At 40.0% G+C, this 20,663-nt stretch carries 18 protein-coding genes; 7 read left to right on the forward strand and 11 right to left on the reverse strand.

Annotated features, from left to right (window positions below; translation table 11 throughout):
• Positions 1–149: 149 nt before the first annotated feature.
• Complete coding sequence (locus VB715_RS18155; protein ID WP_323302634.1) at positions 150–1,037, reverse strand: pentapeptide repeat-containing protein; 888 nt, start codon at positions 1,035–1,037, stop codon at positions 150–152.
• A gap of 393 nt (positions 1,038–1,430) precedes the next feature.
• Positions 1,431–2,354: a transposase gene (locus VB715_RS18160; RefSeq protein ID WP_323302635.1), complete on the reverse strand. Its 924-nt coding sequence runs from the start codon at positions 2,352–2,354 to the stop codon at positions 1,431–1,433.
• 195 nt (positions 2,355–2,549) lie between these two features.
• Between VB715_RS18160 and carA the strand changes: the two genes are divergently transcribed.
• Together carA and VB715_RS18170 are read left to right on the forward strand one after the other, a co-directional pair.
• Entirely contained in the window at positions 2,550–3,692 is a 1,143-nt protein-coding gene (gene carA / locus VB715_RS18165; protein ID WP_323302636.1) for a glutamine-hydrolyzing carbamoyl-phosphate synthase small subunit, read from the forward strand.
• Positions 3,693–3,791: 99 nt separating this feature from the next.
• Positions 3,792–4,202 (forward strand): DUF1622 domain-containing protein, encoded by a 411-nt coding sequence (locus VB715_RS18170; protein ID WP_323302637.1) that lies wholly within the window; start codon positions 3,792–3,794, stop codon positions 4,200–4,202.
• A gap of 43 nt (positions 4,203–4,245) precedes the next feature.
• Here VB715_RS18170 and VB715_RS18175 read toward each other — a convergent pair whose 3' ends face one another.
• The 3 genes from VB715_RS18175 to VB715_RS18185 all read right to left on the reverse strand — a co-directional run bounded on the left by VB715_RS18175 (position 4,246) and on the right by VB715_RS18185 (position 6,179).
• On the reverse strand, positions 4,246–4,980 hold the full coding sequence (locus VB715_RS18175) for a GUN4 N-terminal ARM-like repeat domain-containing protein (RefSeq protein WP_323302638.1): 735 nt from the start codon (positions 4,978–4,980) through the stop codon (positions 4,246–4,248).
• Between the two features lie 161 nt (positions 4,981–5,141).
• On the reverse strand, positions 5,142–5,378 hold the full coding sequence (locus VB715_RS18180) for a DNA-directed RNA polymerase subunit omega (RefSeq protein ID WP_323302639.1): 237 nt from the start codon (positions 5,376–5,378) through the stop codon (positions 5,142–5,144).
• A gap of 138 nt (positions 5,379–5,516) precedes the next feature.
• On the reverse strand, positions 5,517–6,179 hold the full coding sequence (locus VB715_RS18185; protein ID WP_323302640.1) for a hypothetical protein: 663 nt from the start codon (positions 6,177–6,179) through the stop codon (positions 5,517–5,519).
• Between the two features lie 251 nt (positions 6,180–6,430).
• On the opposite strand from VB715_RS18185, the gene VB715_RS18190 reads away from it, so the two are divergent.
• A complete protein-coding gene (locus VB715_RS18190; RefSeq protein WP_323302641.1) occupies positions 6,431–8,491 on the forward strand; it encodes a thioredoxin domain-containing protein in 2,061 nt (686 codons plus the stop codon).
• Between the two features lie 6 nt (positions 8,492–8,497).
• Here VB715_RS18190 and VB715_RS18195 read toward each other — a convergent pair whose 3' ends face one another.
• Complete coding sequence (locus tag VB715_RS18195) at positions 8,498–9,223, reverse strand: metallophosphoesterase family protein (protein WP_323302642.1); 726 nt, start codon at positions 9,221–9,223, stop codon at positions 8,498–8,500.
• A gap of 189 nt (positions 9,224–9,412) precedes the next feature.
• On the opposite strand from VB715_RS18195, the gene pyk reads away from it, so the two are divergent.
• The gene (gene pyk, locus VB715_RS18200; RefSeq protein WP_323302643.1) at positions 9,413–11,185 is read left to right on the forward strand and encodes a pyruvate kinase; all 1,773 of its coding nucleotides are present in this window, start codon (positions 9,413–9,415) and stop codon (positions 11,183–11,185) included.
• 90 nt (positions 11,186–11,275) lie between these two features.
• On the opposite strand, the gene VB715_RS18205 is transcribed toward pyk, so the two are convergent.
• A complete protein-coding gene (locus tag VB715_RS18205; protein ID WP_323302644.1) occupies positions 11,276–12,688 on the reverse strand; it encodes a DNRLRE domain-containing protein in 1,413 nt (470 codons plus the stop codon).
• Positions 12,689–13,191: 503 nt separating this feature from the next.
• Between VB715_RS18205 and VB715_RS18210 the strand changes: the two genes are divergently transcribed.
• The 3 genes from VB715_RS18210 to ppk1 all read left to right on the forward strand — a co-directional run bounded on the left by VB715_RS18210 (position 13,192) and on the right by ppk1 (position 16,885).
• Positions 13,192–13,758, forward strand: a complete 567-nt coding sequence (locus VB715_RS18210; RefSeq protein ID WP_323302645.1) for a photosystem I assembly protein Ycf4 — start codon at positions 13,192–13,194, stop codon at positions 13,756–13,758.
• A 122-nt stretch (positions 13,759–13,880) separates the two neighbouring features.
• Positions 13,881–14,606, forward strand: a complete 726-nt coding sequence (locus tag VB715_RS18215) for a peptidylprolyl isomerase (RefSeq protein ID WP_323302646.1) — start codon at positions 13,881–13,883, stop codon at positions 14,604–14,606.
• 107 nt (positions 14,607–14,713) lie between these two features.
• On the forward strand, positions 14,714–16,885 hold the full coding sequence (gene ppk1 / locus VB715_RS18220; RefSeq protein WP_323302647.1) for a polyphosphate kinase 1: 2,172 nt from the start codon (positions 14,714–14,716) through the stop codon (positions 16,883–16,885).
• Positions 16,886–16,952: 67 nt separating this feature from the next.
• On the opposite strand, the gene gloA is transcribed toward ppk1, so the two are convergent.
• The 4 genes from gloA to VB715_RS18240 form a co-directional block, all read right to left on the reverse strand.
• Positions 16,953–17,384, reverse strand: coding sequence for a lactoylglutathione lyase (gloA, locus tag VB715_RS18225; RefSeq protein ID WP_323302648.1), 432 nt, complete (start codon positions 17,382–17,384; stop codon positions 16,953–16,955).
• A 16-nt stretch (positions 17,385–17,400) separates the two neighbouring features.
• Positions 17,401–19,071 (reverse strand): mechanosensitive ion channel family protein, encoded by a 1,671-nt coding sequence (locus VB715_RS18230; RefSeq protein WP_323302649.1) that lies wholly within the window; start codon positions 19,069–19,071, stop codon positions 17,401–17,403.
• 164 nt (positions 19,072–19,235) lie between these two features.
• Positions 19,236–20,024 (reverse strand): MBL fold metallo-hydrolase, encoded by a 789-nt coding sequence (locus tag VB715_RS18235; RefSeq protein WP_323302650.1) that lies wholly within the window; start codon positions 20,022–20,024, stop codon positions 19,236–19,238.
• Between the two features lie 23 nt (positions 20,025–20,047).
• A complete protein-coding gene (locus tag VB715_RS18240; RefSeq protein WP_323302651.1) occupies positions 20,048–20,644 on the reverse strand; it encodes an aminodeoxychorismate/anthranilate synthase component II in 597 nt (198 codons plus the stop codon).
• Positions 20,645–20,663 lie beyond the last annotated feature (19 nt).

The following is a 20,663-nucleotide window of genomic DNA, read 5'->3' on the forward strand; positions in this document are numbered from 1 at the left end:
TCCACAGGCAATCTTTTAAATAATTATCACAAAGGAAATATTTAAAATTTACCCTAGTTGAATTCCCTCCTCTCATCATAACAAATTAGGTCATCTCCCAGCTATGATCACCTAAAAATGACTGAAGATCTTATGAAAAGTTTATAATTTTAAAGGGCAAATCCTGGCTGGAACAATGAAAAAGAAGTCTCATAATCCTGGGAATTTTCAATACTTGAGGTAACTAAAGGGGATTTTTCTGCCTTGGTTTCTAAATAAGTTGTCATTCCATTGGTTTGACTAAAATTTGTATTCTGTAAATTAGCTTTTTCTAAGATTGCCCCCGTCAAATCTGCCCCTTCTAAATTCGCATCAGCTAAATTTGCGCCCGATAGATTAGCATTTCGCAAATTAGCATAACGTAACCGGGCCCCTTGAAGATTGGCCCCTTTTAAATTTGCCTTCTCTAAATTACTATTTCCTAATCGTGCTTCACTTAAATTTACCCATTCTAAATCAGCATGACTTAAATCTACATCTTTGAGAAAACTACGACTTAAATCTGCCCCAAAAAAGGAAACTTCTTGTAAATTTGCTGAGCTTAAACGAGCTTCCTTAAGATTAGCCCAATTAAAATTAACCCCTTTTAAATTGGCTTCTCGGAGGTTAATGCGCTGAAGATTTGCCCCACAACAATTGGCATAGGATAAATCAGCAGATCGGAGATTGGTATGGGATAAATCTGCCCCACTTAATTTGGCTCTTACTAAGGATGATTTAACCATAAATGCCCCACTCAAATTGGCTTTGGTGAGATCGGTTTCAATCAGTTGTGCTTGACTCATTTTTGCGTAGGTTAAATCAGCCCAGTTTAAACTAGCATGGCTTAAATTAGATTTGGTTAAAAACCCGCGACTGAGATTAATTCCCATTAAGTTGGCTGCGGTTAAATCTACGGAGATCAGCATTACCCTTGACAAATCGACCCCTCTAAGATCAATTTGAGGGAAATCTCGAATGCCTTTTTCATAGAGTCGGAGTAGATTGCTAATATTCATATTAGGGTTGGATACTCCCAAAAATAGTGGCTGAACTAATCGCGGTAAACCAGATTATATTTAAGCCAATCTAGACAAAATTCTGTCTAGATGTTAGGGCTGAAGACTTGCCGCTAAAGGTTGCTTGAGATAAGCACGATCTTTTGATTATTATCATTTTACCCACAAGCCAATCATTCTGGTATCATTAACCGATTTCTGTTTAAAAAACTTATTTGTTATTTAAATTTAGTTAGATTATTTCATCAAAAATTTTATCAGATCTTCGGGATCAAAGTCTGATTCTTAAAAAATCTCTATTTTATTTCCTAGAAATTACGGAAGTCTCATTTTTTTTAATGGCTTTAATCTTAGAAAATATTCATCAAAAGTATCATCATTAAATCCTGACAGCTAATTTTCTGAGTGGTTAGCTAAGGAGTAAATCTGACCATCCATCAGAAGACGGGTAATTCCTTTAGCTTGCAAATAAGAACAAGTTTTATACAATAAACGGCCATCAGGCACCTTAATCACACGCTGAGAACGGTTAGAAAACCGACGAGCAACCCGATGATTATCAAACACGGGCAAGGTTTTTTGTTGCAGTTCATCCGTAGGAATTTGGCCCAAATGAGCAAATTCTTTCAAAGGCCGCACAATTAATTCCGCCGTGCGATCAATCACTAAATAGCAAGTTCTCGGAAAAGTCGCTGCTGATAGGGGTAAGACTTGAACATCTCCATGGCTAGACAAGGATTGATTATAGTCAGACTCATCGTCATCCTCATCATCCTCATCCCAGTCATCATCTTCATCATCTTCATCATCAATGTCTTCCCCTAACATTTCTCCGAGGGCGACAACATCCATTTCTTCTAAGTCTTCTCCATCATCATCATCATCCTCTTCGACGGGAAACCTCAAAGCAGGTTTCTCGATGGTAAGAGAGGGTTTCTGGGAGGTAATGGGGGGGGTTTCTGGGATAGCTGCTGGAGACTCTTTCTTAATGATAACAGGAGCAGCTTTGACTTCCTTGACTTCTATTGCTTTTTCTGGCAGTTGAGGGATTTCTTCTGGTACTGTTACTGGTTCCGGTTTTAGGTCTAGTTCTAATTCTAATTCTGGTACTGGTTCTGGTTTATGGGTACGAGCTAACCGTTTTTTCTGAATTAAATCCTCATACTCCATATCCGAGAGAGTATTTTTCAGAAAGCGGCTAATGGTAGAACTACTGACCCCATAACGGTCAGCTAAGGTAGAGGTAGTTTCTGGCGTTTGACGATAAAGCTTAAGAATTTCTTGCTTGTCGTCGTCGGTTAATTTCTTGGGACTCATGATTATACCTACCTTTTTGGCAGTTCGACTCTACCTTAACACCCCTAGAACCATCTGATAAGATAATCCCCAGTAACCTAGGGTTTGATCTGTCTCAACAGATGACTAGAGCATCGGGATTTATTTAGTTGCCTGATCTAGTCTATCGTTCCCTGTCCGGTTTCATCTCTTTTCAGTATCAAAAACTTAACGATTATGGTAATGGCAAAGGCAACACCCGCTTTATTAGTGTTAGCTGACGGGACATCTTTTGAGGGTTTATCCTTTGGAGCAAAAGGAACGACCGTAGGAGAAGTAGTATTTAATACGGGAATGACAGGATATCAGGAAGTTTTAACTGATCCAAGTTATTGTGGTCAAATGGTAACATTTACCTATCCTGAATTGGGCAATACGGGAGTTAACCCTGATGATGAGGAGTCAGCCGGCCCCCAGGTAAAAGGAGTCATTGCCCGCAATATCACTTATCGGCCGAGTAATTGGCGGTCTACGGAATCTTTGCCTGATTATTTAGTACGCCATAATATTGTGGGAATTTATGGGTTAGATACGAGGGCCTTAACCCGCAAAATTCGCTCATCTGGGGCAATGAATGGGATTATTTCCACTGAGATATTAGACCCCGGTGAGTTGTTGCGTCAAGTTCAATTAGCCCCTTCTATGGCTGGATTAAATTTAGTTAAGGAAGTTACCACAAAAGAGATTTATGAGTGGTCAACGCCCACCGATTCTCATTGGGAATTTAATCCAAAAAATCTTGATTCTACGGAAGTTCCTTTGACGGTGGTAGCGGTTGATTTTGGTATTAAACGCAATATTTTACGGCGGTTAGCGAGTTATGGTTGTCGGGTAATTGTCGTCCCTGCTAATACGCCGCCTGAAGATATTTTAAAGTATAATCCTGATGGAATTTTCTTATCGAATGGCCCTGGTGATCCGGCGGCAGTTACGGAAGGAATTAGCACAGCTAAAGCCTTAATTAAAGAAGGAAAACCAACTTTTGGCATCTGTATGGGACACCAAATTTTAGGGCTATCTTTAGGGGCTGAAACCTTTAAGTTAAAGTTTGGTCATCGTGGTTTAAATCAACCCTGTGGGTTACTACAACAGGTAGAAATTACCAGTCAAAATCATGGCTTTGCGGTCACAGAAAAGTCTTTAGAGGCTGATGTGGAAATTACTCATCTCAATTTGAATGACCGCACAGTGGCTGGTTTATCCCATAAAACCTTACCTTTCTTCTCTGTTCAATACCATCCTGAAGCGAGTCCTGGCCCTCATGATGCTGATTATTTATTTGAGAAGTTTGTTAAGTTAATGCGAGACAGTAAGGCGTAATTCTGAGAAGAAATACTGCTAGGTGAAAGACAAAGGTAGGGGTCAACGGCCGTTGACCCCTACAATTTTAATTATTATTATTCCCCTAAACATAGAGAGATGATGATTCAATCAATAAGTTCAGATCTTGCTTTATTGGTCAGAGTTGGCAATGAAATTTTAACCAGTTTTTGTCAACTATTAGCAATATTTGTCATCTTTTCTGGTGTAATCAGGGCATTAATTATTGTCCTCAAAGATTTTCTTTTTAAACCCCAAACAACGGAAGCTTTTCAACGCAGTCGTTTAGCGATGGGTTATTCTTTTTCTTTGGGGTTAAGTTTTTTAGTAGGTGCCAGTATCTTAAAAACAATGATCTCTAGTCATTGGGATGATATTGCCCGACTGATTGTTATTATTGCTGTACGAACTATTCTCAATTATCTTCTGACTCAAGCAATTTCTCCCTCTAATTTACAAAAAGAGCCTGATTTTCAACATAATTCCCAAACCCCTAAAACCAATGGTTAAATCAGTAGGGTTGACGTTCGCCCCTAGCAAAATTTTTGTTAGGTTATTCCCAGTTATTTTCAGTCCAAACCGGATGAGCAAATAAAGAGGCTGTAACTCTAACCCCCCGCAATTGATTTAAGAGAGGCAAATGACCCACAGGCGCACTTAAATTCCAGGTAAATTGATTCGGGAATTGAGTCCAGTTATTTTCTTTTTTCCAGCCGATTTTTGGCCACAATTTAGTAAAATCTTTCCCCACAGATAACCATAATTTTCGTTGCACAGAAAAGCCAAATTTGCCTTCTGAATAAACCCACCACAAAGAATTGAGAGTATATAAGTCCGTAACCGGAAACTGCTCAACTTCTGTAAAATAAACCCATTTACGTTGGACAGCCCCTTCTCCCGCCAACTCACAAAGGAGATATCTGGTTAAGGTATCTGCCTCTTGAAAATCTTGTTCTATTAATAACTGATTGAGGGGTTGATAATCAATATTTCGCTCTGATTTTAAGGGAATAACCCCTGCTAAACCATAGTTTTGGATAAATTCTTGCGTTTTAGGGGATTTAACTTGATAAAGAGTCTGATAAACCTTCCCGCGAACTACATTGACACGGCTTAACTCGGAAGATTGCAAAAATGTGATTAAAAAATCTAAACCTAATTCGCCCAAAGCGATTAATTGGGGAATTAGAGAAAGTCGGTCTTTTTCTGACCCATTAACCCATTGATTCGTCAATGAGGAAAGCTGATCGTTTGTATTATTGAGTGTAGCAGCTTGTTGGTCAGTCATGAAACCATCCGTTGACGCTTGCAGTGATAAGTTGCCCACTGAATTAAACTTTCGCGGCAGCTTGGGGTTACTGCTTAGTAGGCATTTCGGGGAATGATGCCTCACTCTCCGTTATTTATAGTAACCCAAAAAGCGGCATGATTTAGCAGTTAAAACCTTGATTAATTAAGCTCATCTCCTAAAATTTCGGGTTCTGTAAATTCGTCAGACATCTCTAAAATGGCACGGATAACGGGTTTCATCATAGGAGTATCCATCTGATCTCTGTCTTCATAACGACAGCGTTTAGCTCTTTTTGAGACTTGTACCACAATTCGATAGCGATTTGAGGCAACACTCATCAACTTATCAGCCCGATACATAATATCGGTGCTATCGACGGAAAAATGTCGAGCCATTGATTATTGCTCCCTAAGCGATCGCTGTTTCCCCTTCACTATATCAGGGGGGCGTAAAGAACGGCTAAAGAGCAGGATAGGATCACATTAAACCGTGAGGGTAGAGGCAATTCATGAAGTGCCTCTACAGGGAGTAATTTATAACTCTATGCCGCTATCTTCAAACAGTTTACTGAGATCTTCACCCATTAATTGATCTTGACGTAACAGCAATAGACAACGTTTGGCAAAGTTATCATCTTTTTTGATATTTTCCATTAAGAAGTTTTTCACAGAATCATTAGTAATAGCTTTAGCAGCATATAACTTTTCTATCTCCTCAAAAGAACGATTTAACAGGGTATTTTGGTCTTGAACTTCATCTTCATAAATGACTTCTTTACTCATCCATTCCCAATCAACTCGTTGAATCCAGAATTTTTCTCCAGAAAAAATTGAGTTAATATTAATAGTTAAATCATCTGTTACCCACCAATAAGTATTGGGATCATCATACATATCCCCATAAAAACTATTGAGTAAAGTAACATGATTGCCTGAAAAAGTACGAATATTGACGTTAGCGTTTTCTGAGGTTCGATAAGCTAATTTTAACCGCAGATAAAGCCCTTCTTTTTCGTATTTATTTTTGCGAGGAATGAGATGATAAAAACTGAGGGCTGGCCCCCCTTCATAGATTTCCACTAAACCCTGTTCTCGATTAATATAGTAGTTGTCTCCATAAACCGAGGCATCTACTGCCCAAGCAGTGCCACTTTGCCCAAGAATGTCTGTTTCCTGGACAAAATAGGGCCGTGGCATGATCGTTTTGCGGACGCTGGGAAAAAATTCTCTTTGAAATTCCATCATTTACCCCATGACTTGCTGATTCAATCCCAAATTATACTGGTTTAAGTCAAAAAAATTTGCTCAATTAGGGATTAGTTTGATAAGGATCTGCTAAGTTTGCTAAACTGTCAGAACTCCTCTATTCCTCCTTATCACAATATTTTGTTATCAGCCTTCTAATAAAGTCAGAAAACTGTTAAATTTACCCGATAAAACCTTATATTATGCCGAATCGTCTGGCCAATACCCAAAGTCTCTACCTACGGAAACACGCTGATAACCCCATTGATTGGTGGTATTGGGACAAAGAAGCTTTAGAAACCGCGAAAGCCCAAAATAAGCCCATTTTTCTCTCTATTGGTTATTCTAGCTGTCACTGGTGTACGGTGATGGAAGGGGAAGCTTTTTCAGATTTGGCGATCGCTACTTACCTCAATGACAATTTTCTCCCCATTAAAGTTGACAGGGAAGAACGACCGGATATTGACAGTATCTATATGAGTTCGGTACAAATGATGGGGATACAGGGAGGTTGGCCCCTCAATGTTTTCCTGACTCCAGGAGATTTAGTGCCATTTTATGGGGGAACTTATTTCCCCATAGAACCCCGTTATGGCCGGCCTGGTTTTTTACAAGTTTTACAATCAATTCGCCGTTTTTATGATACTGAAAAAGAAAAACTTAAGGGGTTTAAAACAGAAATTCTCAGAAGTTTACAACAATCTGTTATTGTTCCTATTAGTAATACAGAATTAAATGATCCTCAACTGCTTTATCATGGCATTGAAATCAATAGTCAAGTAATTCAGGTCAGTTCGGATGATTTTGGCCGTCCTTGTTTTCCGATGATTCCTTATAGTAATTTGGTCTTACAAGGAACCTGTTTACCTTTTGGGGATCAAGAGCAACGCATTGAATTAAGCAGTCAACGGGGGCAAGATTTGGCTTTAGGGGGCATTTTTGACCATCTGGGGGGGGGATTTCATCGTTATACTGTAGATTCCACCTGGACAGTGCCTCACTTTGAAAAAATGCTCTATGATAATGGGCAAATTGTCGAATATTTGGCAAATTTGTGGAGTTTGGGTCAAGAGGAACCGGCCTTTGAACGGGGGATCATCCGTACGGTAGAATGGTTAAAACGGGAAATGACGGCCCCTCAAGGTTATTTTTATGCGGCCCAAGATGCGGATAATTTTACGTCTTCTGAGGAAAAAGAACCAGAAGAAGGGGCATTTTATGTGTGGGAATATCAACAACTTGCACAGGAATTAACCCCCGCAGAATTAACGGAATTAACGGAAGTATTTACCCTTTCTATTGAGGGGAATTTTGAAGGCAAAAATGTTTTACAACGTCGTCAAGGGGGACAGCTTTCAGATAGTATAGAAAATATTTTAGATAAGTTATTTATCAAACGATATGGGAGTTCTAGAGACAGCTTAGAAACCTTTGAACCTGCGATCAATAATCAAGGTGCAAAAACAAATAATTGGCCAGGACGTATTCCTCCGGTAACAGATACTAAAATGATTGTTGCTTGGAATAGTTTAATGATTTCTGGTTTGGCCAGGGCCTATGGGGTTTTTCAAGAACCTTTATATTGGGAATTAGCGAGCAATGCGGCTGAATTTATTGTTCAACAACAGTGGATAAATGGGCGACTATATCGGCTTAATTATGAGGGAAAAGTCTCAGTATTGGCCCAGTCAGAAGACTATGCTTTTTTGATTAAAGCATTGTTAGATTTACAATCAGCAATTCCTCAAGAAACCCAATGGTTAGAAAAAGCGATGGAAGTACAACAGGAATTTGATGAATTATTCTGGAGTCTAGAAATGGGAGGTTATTATAGTAATGCGGCGGATAATAGTGGGGATTTATTAGTGCGTGAAAGGAATTATATTGATAATGCAACCCCATCAGCAAATGGTATTGCTTTAGGGAATTTAGTTCGTTTGGCCCGCTTGACTGACAATTTAGATTATCTCCATAAAGCTGAACAAGGATTACAGGCCTTCGGTCATATTTTAAGCCAATCTCCCCGTGCTTGTCCTAGTTTATTTACTGCCTTAGATTGGTATTATTTTGGCAGTTTAGTCAGAACAAATCAGGAAACATTAGCAAAAGTCATCCCTCAATATTTTCCGACAACAGCTTATCGGTTAGATCAGAAATTACCTCATGATGTTATTGGTTTAGTCTGTCAAGGATTATCCTGTTTAGAACCCGCTAAAACCGAAGAGCAATTATTGCGCCAAATGAGAGAAATTAGTCAAGGTTGATTGATATTAAAGATAGGACAGAAAAGCTCTTAAGGAGGGATCTTGACCTGATTTTCTCTGATTTTTAAGCACTGTAGTCCGAACTTGACCTTTTTGATTGGTTTGCCAAAGTTTACCTGTATCTACATCTAAACAACTTAACCACCCATCACCACAGGCCCAAGTATCAATACAAATTTGATGACCCAAATTAACAGGTTGCCCATCCTTTTGACTGGTATGACCACAAATAACAATTTTTCCCGAATAATGAGGGTCATGGGGATAAAGTTTCTGCCAAAATAAATCATGTTCAGACTGTTTATGTAGGGGAAGATCGGGATCAAGATTAGCATGAACAAAGATATGATCATCTGTTTCATACCAGTCTAAACAATGGCGATCAATAAACTCCCAATGATCATCAGGAATATTAGCTAAAGTCTGAATATTACCCTGTTTAGGATAGGATTCTAAGGTTTCTTTTCCCCCCATCGCCAACCAAAAATCCTGTAACCTTCCCTCCTGACGAGCCGCTAACATGGCCATTTCATGATTACCTTTCAGGGGAATTAATTGATGATTTTGAGCAAGTTTTAATAAGCGGTTTAAAACTTCATTGCTGTTGGGGCCTTTATCGACATAGTCTCCCAAGGTAATCAATTTATCTTCAGGTTGCAACTGCACCACTTCCAAAAGACGATCAAATGCTTTAGAACACCCGTGAATATCTCCCACTGCTAAGGTTCGCATAGCTTAATCCTCAATGGGTTTCTCTAGTCTCTATTAGACGGTGAAAAGATTAAGTTAAGATTAAGGCACAGTGATCCCTAAAAAAATACGGAAATTTGAGACAGAGGGAAACCATTCATGAGAGGCTAGATAAAGAGATCTCTCCTCATCCCTTATAATTCAGGATCTCCCCTAACTTGGAATATCGCCATGGAACCCCGTCCTATGTTTCGTCGAACCAAAATTGTTGCCACCATTGGCCCTGCTACCCAAAATAAAGAGGTTCTACGTCAATTAATTCTAGCGGGGGCCACTACCCTTCGGCTTAATTTTTCCCATGGCGATCATGAGTATCATCAACATAGTATTCGTCTGATTCGTCAAACAGCCTTTGAATTAAATCAACCCGTTGGCATTCTTCAAGATTTACAGGGACCAAAAATTCGTCTGGGGAAATTTGTCAACGGTGCAATTACCCTTAAACCTGGTGATCCCTTCATTCTCACCAGTCGGGTAGTGGAATGTAATCAAGATATTAGCTATGTCACCTATGAATATCTGGCCGATGAAGTGCCAGAAAATGCGAGAATTCTCATGGATGATGGCAAAGTAGAAATGCTCGTCGAACGCATTGATTATGAGAAAAAAGACTTACATTGTCGGGTGGTTGTCGGTGGGGTGCTATCTAATAGTAAAGGGGTGAATTTTCCAGGAGTTTATCTATCTGTTAAGGCCTTAACCGACAAAGATAAAGAAGATTTGATGTTTGGGTTAGATCAAGGGGTTGACTGGGTTGCCTTGAGTTTTGTCCGTAATCCCCAAGATATCCTAGAAATTAAAGAATTAATCGCTAGTGCAGGGAAAAATGTTCCCGTCATCGCCAAGATAGAAAAACATGAGGCGATCGAAGAAATGGAAGAAATTCTTTCTCTTTGTAATGGGGTGATGGTGGCGCGGGGAGATTTAGGGGTAGAATTACCGGCTGAAGATGTGCCGATTCTGCAAAAACGGTTAATTGCCACAGCCAATAAATTAGGCATTCCCGTCATTACGGCCACACAAATGTTAGATAGTATGGCCAGTAATCCTCGGCCCACTCGCGCCGAAGTTTCTGATGTGGCCAATGCCATTTTAGATGGAACAGATGCGGTGATGTTATCCAATGAAACCGCCGTGGGTAAATATCCCATTGAATCAGTGGCCACCATGGCCACTATTGCAGAAAGGATAGAAAGGGAACCCACAGCCTTAAAAATTTCCTCTCAAGGTAAACAGTCTGTCACCAATGCCATTTCAGCGGCCGTGAGTCAAATTGCCCAACAACTCAACGCCGCAGCGATCATGTCCTTAACCAAAACCGGATCAACAGCCCGCAATGTCTCAAAATTCCGCCCCCAAATTCCAATTTTAGCCGTGACACCCCATGTAGATGTGGCCCGACAGTTACAGTTAGTTTGGGGGGTTAAACCCTTGTTAGTCCTTGATTTACCCTCAGCAACCCAAACCTTTCAATCAGCGATTAATGTGGCTCAAGAGAATGATTTACTCAAAGATGGGGATTTAGTGGTCATGACTGCCGGAACCTTACAGGGGATTGCGGGTTCAACGGATTTGATTAAGGTAGAAATGGTAAAGGCAATTTTGGGGAAGGGGGTGGGGGTTGGTCAGGGTTCGGCCAGTGGACGAGCTAGAGTTGCCCATTACGCCAGGGAATTAGGAGATTTTGACCCAGGAGACATTTTAGTCGTTCCTGGAACCAATGCGGAGTTTGTGGAGATGATGCGAAAAGCAGCCGCTATTATTACGGAAGAATCGAGTTTAACCAGTCATGCAGCCGTGATTGGCCTCCGTTTAGGGGTTCCTGTCATTGTGGCTTTTAAGGATGCGACTAAAATTATTCGAGAAGGAGCAATTATCACAGTAGATGCTCAAAAAGGGGTCGTTTATTCGGGTATTATTACCAATCACCATGTTGCAGGTTAGGGCATCTCTTGCAGAATTTATAAGTTTTGGCAGAAAACGGCAAAAGGGTGAGGAGAAGTCTAACTCCTTACCCAAGTTTTGCCGGAAAAATTAGTTTTGCACAGAAGAATCATCATGGGATTTTTTCTGACGGAGACGACGGACTCCAAACATACCTAACCCAAGCAACCCGATCACCGATGTTGGTTCCGGAATAGACTGAGCATCATTGGCGGGTAAAGTTGCAGAAGTAGTCCGAAGACGACCTAAACCTTGAATAATAACCTCTGTACGGCTTCTGGCCTTGGCCTCCTGAGGATTACAATTTTCATCGTCCCAGGACATGGCTACAGTGCCTTTAAAAGCTTCAATGGGTCGAAGTAAGTTATTGAGAGCAAAGTTACCATCGTTTAGTCTTCTATCAAACAAAAAGTCAAAGGTGTTGGGATCGGGAGAAGTGGCTGAGTTACTCCAGGGAGTGGACAGAGTGCTATACTGACTTGAGCCTTGTTGTCTGTATTGATTAACTTGAAAATCTATTCCCGTTCCTGGTGCCACGATACAACTACCACTGTTCGTTTCATCCGTTTCAGATTTGGTTAAAATCCGCAACCCTCGCAGAAAGTCATCCATGGGTTCAGAGTATTCTGTGTATTTTTTGGTGATGCCACCAATGGTGAATGTTAAGTCGTTATTAACACGATCCCAAATCAATTCCCACTCTTTATCGACCCCATTCTGCCAGACTAAATTGTCAATCTGTGTTCCCGTTAGGGGTATATTACTGCCTGGATCTTGCAGGGCTACTTCCCAGTCACTAAGGCCACTGCCACCGGCCCGTATTTCAACCTGGAAAGGCATTACTTGCACGAGATCGTAGGTAATATTAAGGGTAGGAACGGGACGGGTTGACTGGTTGCGACTGGCAAAAGCATCAAAGTTACCTGTGCTGCCTGGTGCATTAGTGATTAAAGCTTCAATGGCTAATCCATTATTGAGGTTGCCATTTAACCACTGTTGGACTAAGTTATTTAACCCATCTCCCTGAAAAGTTGTTAATCCATTATTGAGGCGTGTGATCGGGCCGGCAAATAGCTGTGTTTCCGTATCAATCCAGTCATTAGAATTATTATAGGTGACGCTGGGGGTTGTATCTTGCCAGGGTATTATTGGTTCTAGGTAAGTAGGCGTAGGATTAGCAATCGAATTACGAACGGCAAAGCCTCCCGCTAAGGCTACATCGATTTGATTATGGATCGCTTGTAAGGTTAAAGTGGCTTTGACATTGATAGCATATTGTCCAGGGGCCGTGGGAACCAGATTATCGAACCGCAATAAAATATTCTGCTCCATTGGAGCTTGAAGGACTTCCCCCACATTCAGGAAGGGACGGCTACCATAGTTTGTATTAGGGTTGTTGGAGTCTATATAAGTATCAGCCGTTGCTGCATAAGATACGCTCACAGCTTGTGCTGGTTTCAGGGGTAAAATTGTTAACCCTAAACTGGCACTGGTAGTCGCCATGATTATCGAAGTCGAGAGAAAGCTTTTCATCTGTATTAGGCCTTACACAAAAATTTTGGATCTAAACTGTTTACAATTTAGCGGTTAAAATAAACAATTAGACAAATCTGATCAAAGTTTTCGTTTTTTGTTTAAGTTTAACTGTAACTAAGTGGTCAGACAAGAGTTTCGGACTTGTTAGTATTTCTTAATACATTGTTGCTTATTGGCGATTGAGTATAATAGCCATCGTGATGTTACTTTCTTGGCTATGGGAGTTGGGCATCTTGTTTTAAGCCTTAAAAACTGAAACCGCTTTTATAGTTCCCATAAATGGCATTTTAATTAACACCTAAGGCAAATTTCTTAGTGCCTCACTGTGTTAGATAGAATACAATTATTCCTAAGATGTGGATGTTGTAGGGGTCAACGGCCGTTGACCCCTACTTGAGGAAATTGCTATTAGATAGGCAGGGGTTCCCCTTTTCGGTAAAATGCTAGAAGTCATCTTCAAGTAGAATGGAATGAATGCAGCGGCCATGACAAGCGATCGCCTCATTTTTCGTCAAGACGTTCTCGGCTCTCGTCGCTTCAGTAACTACTGGTGGGCGATTATTGCCTCAATGGGAGGCGTTGGCTTCCTTTTAGCCGGACTTTCGAGTTATTTACACAAAAACCTACTCATTGTCAGCGATCCGTCAGATCTCATTTTTATTCCCCAAGGGGTTGCCCTATTATTTTACGGGGTAGCGGGTTCACTTTTAGCCTTATATCAATGGTTCATGATTGCTTTGAATATTGGGGGAGGCCACAACGAATTTAATAAAGAGACAAATCAAGTCAGTATTTTTCGTTGGGGTTTCCCTGGTAAAAATCGTCGGATTGAATTTACCTGTCCTTTGGAAGATGTTCAAGCAGTGCGGGCCGAAATTCAAGAAGGGTTAAACACAAAACGGAAACTCTACATCAAAGTTAAACAAAGACGAGATGTTCCTTTAACCCGTGTTGGACAACCCATTTCCCTCTCAGACTTAGAAAATCAAGGGGCCGAATTAGCCAGTTTTTTAGGGGTTCCCTTAGAAGGGTTGTAATTTTGGCATATATCAGGACTTAGGCAGAGAAACTAGCTGTAAGGGCAATTCATGAATTGCCCCTACAAAAGACAAAATCTATCGTCCCGTAAGTCTCAACACATTAGCATTCAACAGTAGATATGGGAAACTTTAGACCGCATTGGTTAAAAACTGTCCTCTGTGTTGTATTAATCAGTGGGTTACTCCTCACTGGTTGTTCTAACGCCTCGAATGAATCAAATACTCAAGTAAGTCTCACGGAAACTAAACAAGGGAGCCAAGTAAACATGGATAATTATGTACCGCGATTAGAAGGAAACGCAACGGTTGAAATGATCATCAAGGGTTCTCCTGTCACCATTGAAGTCGAAGGAAAGGATGCACCCATTACGGCAGGAAATTTTGTGGATTTGGTGGAGCGTGGTGTTTATAATGGGTTGGTTTTCCATCGTGTAGTGACAGATCCTCAACCCTTTGTCGCTCAAGGGGGAGATCCTAAAGGCAATGGCACCGGAGGGTTTATTGACCCCAAAACCAAGCAAGAACGGCGCATTCCCCTAGAAATTAAGCTAGAAGGGGCTGAAAAACCGACCTATAGTCAAGCTTTGGGCAGACAAGGTTCAGCCGTGTCTCAACCCGTTGTCTTAAAACATCAACGGGGAGCCGTGGCCATGGCACGCTCAGGAATGCCTGATTCTGCTTCTTCTCAATTCTATTTTGCCCTATCAGATTTAGAATTTCTTGATGGTGATTACGCGGTGTTTGGTAAAGTTACCCAAGGTATGGATGTGGTTGATAGTATTAAAGAAGGCGATCGCATTGAGTCGGCCAAAGTGACTTCGGGCTTAGAAAATCTGAAAAAGTAGCTTAAGCTATTTTCTTAACCTAATAATAACGCTCTCGATCGCAAGTCACGCTAAAATCGAGAGCAATTACTTTTATAGATAACCCTAACTTATTAACCTCTCAGATTATGACACAAGCAAAAACAACAAACGCAACCATTAATCTTAAAGATCCTAAATATTACTTAAACCGAGAACTAAGTTGGTTAGAATTTAATTATCGTGTCTTAAATGAAGCTTTAGATGAACGGACTCCCCTCTTAGAAAGGCTTAAATTTGCCGCTATTTTTAGCTCTAACCTAGATGAATTTTTTATGGTACGGGTTGCGGGGTTAAAGCAACAAGTGCAAGCAGGAGTGACGAAATTGACCCCTGATGGCTTGGCCCCTTCTGAACAATTAACGGTATTAAGTGAGCGTCTTCGAGGTTTAGTAAAAGAGCAAGATCATCTCTTTGAATATACCCTAAGAAACCTCTTAATTGCTCAAGGAATTTATTTGATTAATTATGTTGATCTCGATCAAGAACAACGCACCTATCTTCATCAATATTTTGACGATCATATCTTTCCTGTTTTAACCCCTTTAGCGGTTGATCCGTCTCATCCCTTTCCCTACATTTCTAACCTTAGTTTAAATTTAGGGGTTGTGGTGCGTGATCCTGATACGGAGGAAGAACATTTTGCACGGGTAAAAGTGCCGAGAGTGTTGCCTCGTTTTGTGGCACTACCGAAAGAATTACGCCACCAAGAAGACGATCAAACTGCGATTTGGACAGGGGTTCCTTTAGAACAAGTAATCGCCCATAATCTTGAGGCCTTATTTCCTGGCATGATTGTTCAAGAATGCCATCCTTTTCGTGTCACTAGAAATGCTGATTTATCCGTAGAAGAAGACGAAGCAGATGATTTACTTTTGGCTATCGAACAAGAGTTAAGAAAGCGTCATATTGGTAAATCTGCGGTACGTTTAGAAATTCATGCAGCGACTCCTGAACCCATTCGACAACAACTGATGGAAGATTTAGGATTAGAAGAAATTGATGTTTATAATATCGATGGATTATTAGGTCTAAAAGATTTATTTTACTTCTTATCTATTCCTCGTCCCGATCTAAAAGATGAACCTTGGAGTGCGGTTATTCCCCCCGCTTTACAACGCATTAAAGATGTAATGGATAGCAATGATGAGGGCAAAATTTCCCAAGAGGGAGAGGATATTTTTTCATTAATTCGTCAATCAGATTTGTTAGTCCATCATCCCTATCAATCTTTTAGTGCCTCAGTTCAACAATTTATTACCCAAGCGGCTCATGATCCTGATGTTTTAGCGATCAAGATGACATTATATCGGACTTCCGGTGATTCTCCCATTGTTAATGCTTTAATTACGGCGGCAGAAAATGGTAAACAAGTGGCTGCATTGGTGGAATTAAAAGCGCGATTTGATGAGGAAAATAATATTCTTTGGGCCCGTCGTTTAGAACAATCAGGGGTTCATGTCGTTTATGGTTTGGTGGGACTAAAAACCCATACCAAAGTTATTTTAGTGGTACGTCGAGAAGGTAATAAAATTCGTCGTTATGTTCATATTGGAACGGGAAATTATAATCCAAAAACTGCTAAATTATATACAGATTTAGGGTTATTAAGTTGTCGAGAAGAATTAGGTGCAGACTTGACGGATTTATTTAATTTCTTAACAGGATATTCTCGTCAAAAATCCTATCGTAAACTATTAGTTGCTCCGGTAAATATGCGCGATCGCATGATTGCCATGATTCGTCGAGAAGCAGAACATTGTCGCAATGGAGGAAGTGGTCGTATTGTGGCAAAAATGAACGCTTTAGTTGATCCTCAAATGATTACGTCGCTTTATGAAGCTTCCCAAGCAGGGGTAAAAATTGATTTAATTGTACGGGGAATTTGTTGTTTACGGCCAGGTATTGAGGGGGTAAGTGAGAATATTCATGTTATTAGTATTGTAGGCCGTTTCTTGGAACATTCACGGATTTTTTACTTCCATAATGGTGGAGATGAAGAGATTTATATCGGTAGTGCAGATTGGATGACTCGTAATCTTTCCCGTCGGGTTGAGGCCATTACTCCTATTGATGATCCTGCGATCGCAAAAGAGTTACAAGAAATCCTAGGCATTATGTTAGCTGATAACCGTCAAGCTTGGGACTTACAAACTAATGGCAGTTACATTCAACGTAAACCTGAGAATGATAAACAAGAACAAAATTCACAAAAAATCTTTATGAAGATGGCGTTAGACTCTTTGGGAGACTTGGTTTAAACTCAGTAGTAGAGACATTTTAGATAATGTCTCTACCAACATAATTCGGCATTTACTCATTAAAGAATTAGGAATTAGCCCCGGCTGCTGCTGTTTCTTTTTCTGTAGATCCTTGGGTTACTAACTGAATTAATTCTACTTTATATCCATTGGGATCTTCAACAAAAGCAATCACCGTTGAGCCATGTTTCATTGGGCCAGGTTCTCTGCTAATATTACCACCTTGTTCCCGAATTTTTTCACAGGTTCCATAGATATCATCAACCCCAATGGCGATATGTCCATAGGCGTTTCCTAATTCGTAGGAATCCACACCCCAATTATAGGTTAATTCAATGACTGCGGTGTCAGATTCATCGCCATATCCCACAAAAGCAAGGGTAAATTTGCCTCCTGGATAGTCTTTTTGACGAATTAATTTCATTCCTAAGATATCACAGTAAAATTGTAGGGATTCTTCGAGATTATTAACTCGTAACATGGTATGTAAAAGACGCATGAGTAATATTTCCTCCTTAATTTATGGGTTGTTCTTGACCCTTACCATTTATCTTATCATCCGTAAACCAAACTTTTTGTTGAGGGATAGGTAAGGGTAAACCTTGACGATCAAATTCAACTTTTAAGCGACGACGAAATTCTCTGGAGACATCCCATTGTTTGAGGGGTTTAGTTTTAATCCAAACCCGAACAATTAACCCCCTTTCCTCAAAATTATCGACTCCTAAAATTTCAGGATTTTCTAGAATGTCTGACCGCCAAATTCTATCTTGACGCATCGTTTCTGCCACATTTTTAATGATATGTAAGGCTTGATCAATATCCGTATTATAGGAAATAGGAATATTCAAATCTGCCCTTGACCACTTACTAGAAAGATTAGCAACAATTTTGACTTCACTATTAGGAATTGTAATCAATCTTCCCTCTGGATCTCGCAGTTGTGTAATGCGTAAATTGATGTTTTCAACAAGTCCGCCAAAGCTACCGACTTGAATGACATCTCCCACAGCATATTGATCTTCAAGGATAATAAAAAAGCCATTAATTCCATCTCGAATCAAATTTTGAGAAGCTAAAGAAACCCCAACCCCTAAAATTCCTAAACCCGTTAATAAAGGAGTTATATTAATCCCAATAACAGATAATCCGATAATAATTCCTGCCCCTGTCCAAATAACAGTAATGATACTACGAGCAACTAGAGAAATAGTTGTCACCCTTAATTCCAATCGTTGATTTTCACGAAAATCAATCAATTCACGCATCATTAAAGCCGAAGTTACTTTGGCAATTAACGCATAACTTAGGCGAATAATTACATAGGTTCCCACTCCAACAATGCCAAATCTTGCAGGAATTTTAAACAATGTAATTAACCAAAATTGAGCAATTCTTGTATAGGGAAATAGCCCTAAAATTAGTAGGCTTCCTCCTAACCAAGTTCCTATCTGCGCTAACTGTAAAAGACGATGCTGAACCTCTTTAATATTCCACTGTTGTCGATGAGTTAACAAGGTAGAAATGGGTTGATCGCTTCTTGCTTCAGCCACCTTCTCTTGAGAAAACTTTAATTGATTAATTTGATGACGAATGAGAGTATTAATTACTAGAGATCCGCCCAGAATACCTAAAGAAATTAAGCCCTGAATCATTAAATATTCGAGTTTTCTTTCTTGTTTTGCTTGTTTTAATCCTTGCTCTAGCTGTTCAACAATAAGAGATGCTTTTGTATCAGCATCAATTCCCTCATTCTCAATATCTAAGTTACCAACTGTCATTAACTGGATAGTTTGGTCATCAATAATAACATAAATTTTTTGATTATTTCTACCCCTTTGTTCAATTATTAATTTAGAGTTTTCTTGGGAAGAATAAAGTTCACTTATTCGCTTTAAACGTCTTTCAATGATCTCTATTCTTTCATTGACTTTTGTTTTTGGATAAGTAATATTAAATAGACAACGACCATCAAGTCGAACACAGGCTGTGATATTAATATCTCCTGACTTATTTAATAACCAACTATTCTTATCACTCAAATCAGGTAAAAAAGGAATGATTTGCGATTGAGCTTTAACAGGTACTGCGGTTGAATAAGTAGCCAGAAAAATGAAAATTATGTTGATCCATTTTTGACTAATAAGCTGTTTCAGAAAATTGGCTGATTTTTGTTTATTTTTCATGAGTATCAACATAAACCCAGACAAGTACAATGACTGATTTATCCTCCAAATAATTGAGAATTAAATTACTAATTGTATTATAACTTAATATTGCCAATAGAGATACTTCAGGGAATCCTCAAAAGTTCCCTGTTAGTCCATCATTTCAGATAGAGTTATTGATTTTATTTCTTCAAGGCAGGTTTATAATTTAGGATACGGATTAAAGTACCTTCCTTGGGCAAATCTTCAAATCTCAAGCGAAGTTGATCATGATTAACTTCTTTAATATTCATGCCTTTTACTAGGTCTAAAAAGTCCGTTAATGGAGCAATATCACAAGATTTTTTATCAGCCGCTGAGGTGAGATAATGAGTCGGAATCATCACTTTTGGCCGCAAAATTTCCATCGCTTTTTTTGCCTCTTCAGGGTTATAGGCTTTGGGGCCACCACCAACAGGAATTAAAGCCACATCAGGACTGCCTAAGAGAATTTTTTGTTCAATATCAATTGGAGCCGCTGCCCCCCCTAAATGAACCACACGAATACCCCCTTGTGACCAACGCCAAGCCACATTTGTCCCAAAACGTTTACCCCCATCTCGATCATGAGCAATGCCAACCCCTTGAATTCTCAGGCCATTAATTTCATAAACCCCTGGTTCATACAAAACTTTAGGATTGCCAGGCAAATTTTCCGCGGCCCCCTCATCCCACATTTGACTACTAATAATCACCAAATCCGCCGCAATTTTGGGCAGACGATAACCAGCAGTACAGCCGATCGCCCGAAAAGGATTAGCCAAAATTCGCAAGCCCCCTCCCGTAAACAAAAAGGCAGTATGGCCCAGATATTGAATCAATAAAGAATCTTTTCCTGGGGCCGCCACTGATGGCCAATGAGATGTGAAAGAGAGTCCGGTAGCTGCGATCGCACCGGCCCCTGCATAACGGATTAATTGTCGCCGTTTCATGAGATATCAAAAATTGGGTTTAATTAAGGAGATTTTAATGAGGTCAGAAAGTTCCGCAATAGGTGTTTCCCTGAAGCAGTTAGGATACTTTCTGGATGAAATTGTACCCCTTGAAGGTGGGGATAGTCTTTATGTTGAAGACCCATAATTGTGCCATCTTCTACCCAAGCGGTAATTTCCAACACATCAGGAAGACTTTCCCGCTCAACCACCAAACTATGATAACGCGTCGCATTAAAGGGTTTCTCTAATCCTGCAAAGACTCCTACCCCTTGATGGTAAATAGGAGAGGTTTTTCCGTGCATTAAAACAGGGGCAGAAATGACTTTACCCCCAAAAACTTGTCCCATACTCTGATGCCCTAAACAAACCCCTAAAATGGGAAGGGTGGGGCCTAATTCTGTAATTAAATCTAAGGAGATACCCGCATCTTCAGGGCGGCCCGGGCCAGGAGAAATTACCACCCCATCAGGGTTTAAGTGGCGAATTTTGGGGAGATCGATTTGATCATTACGGTAAACTTGGATTTCAGATGCAACGGGCAATTGGGCCCCTAATTCTCCCAAATACTGCACCAAATTATAGGTAAAACTATCGTAGTTATCGATGACGAGAATCAATGATTATCTCCTCAGTGAT

It is taken from the genome of Crocosphaera sp. UHCC 0190, assembly GCF_034932065.1.
In the GTDB taxonomy this organism is placed as follows: Bacteria; Cyanobacteriota; Cyanobacteriia; order Cyanobacteriales; family Microcystaceae; genus UHCC-0190.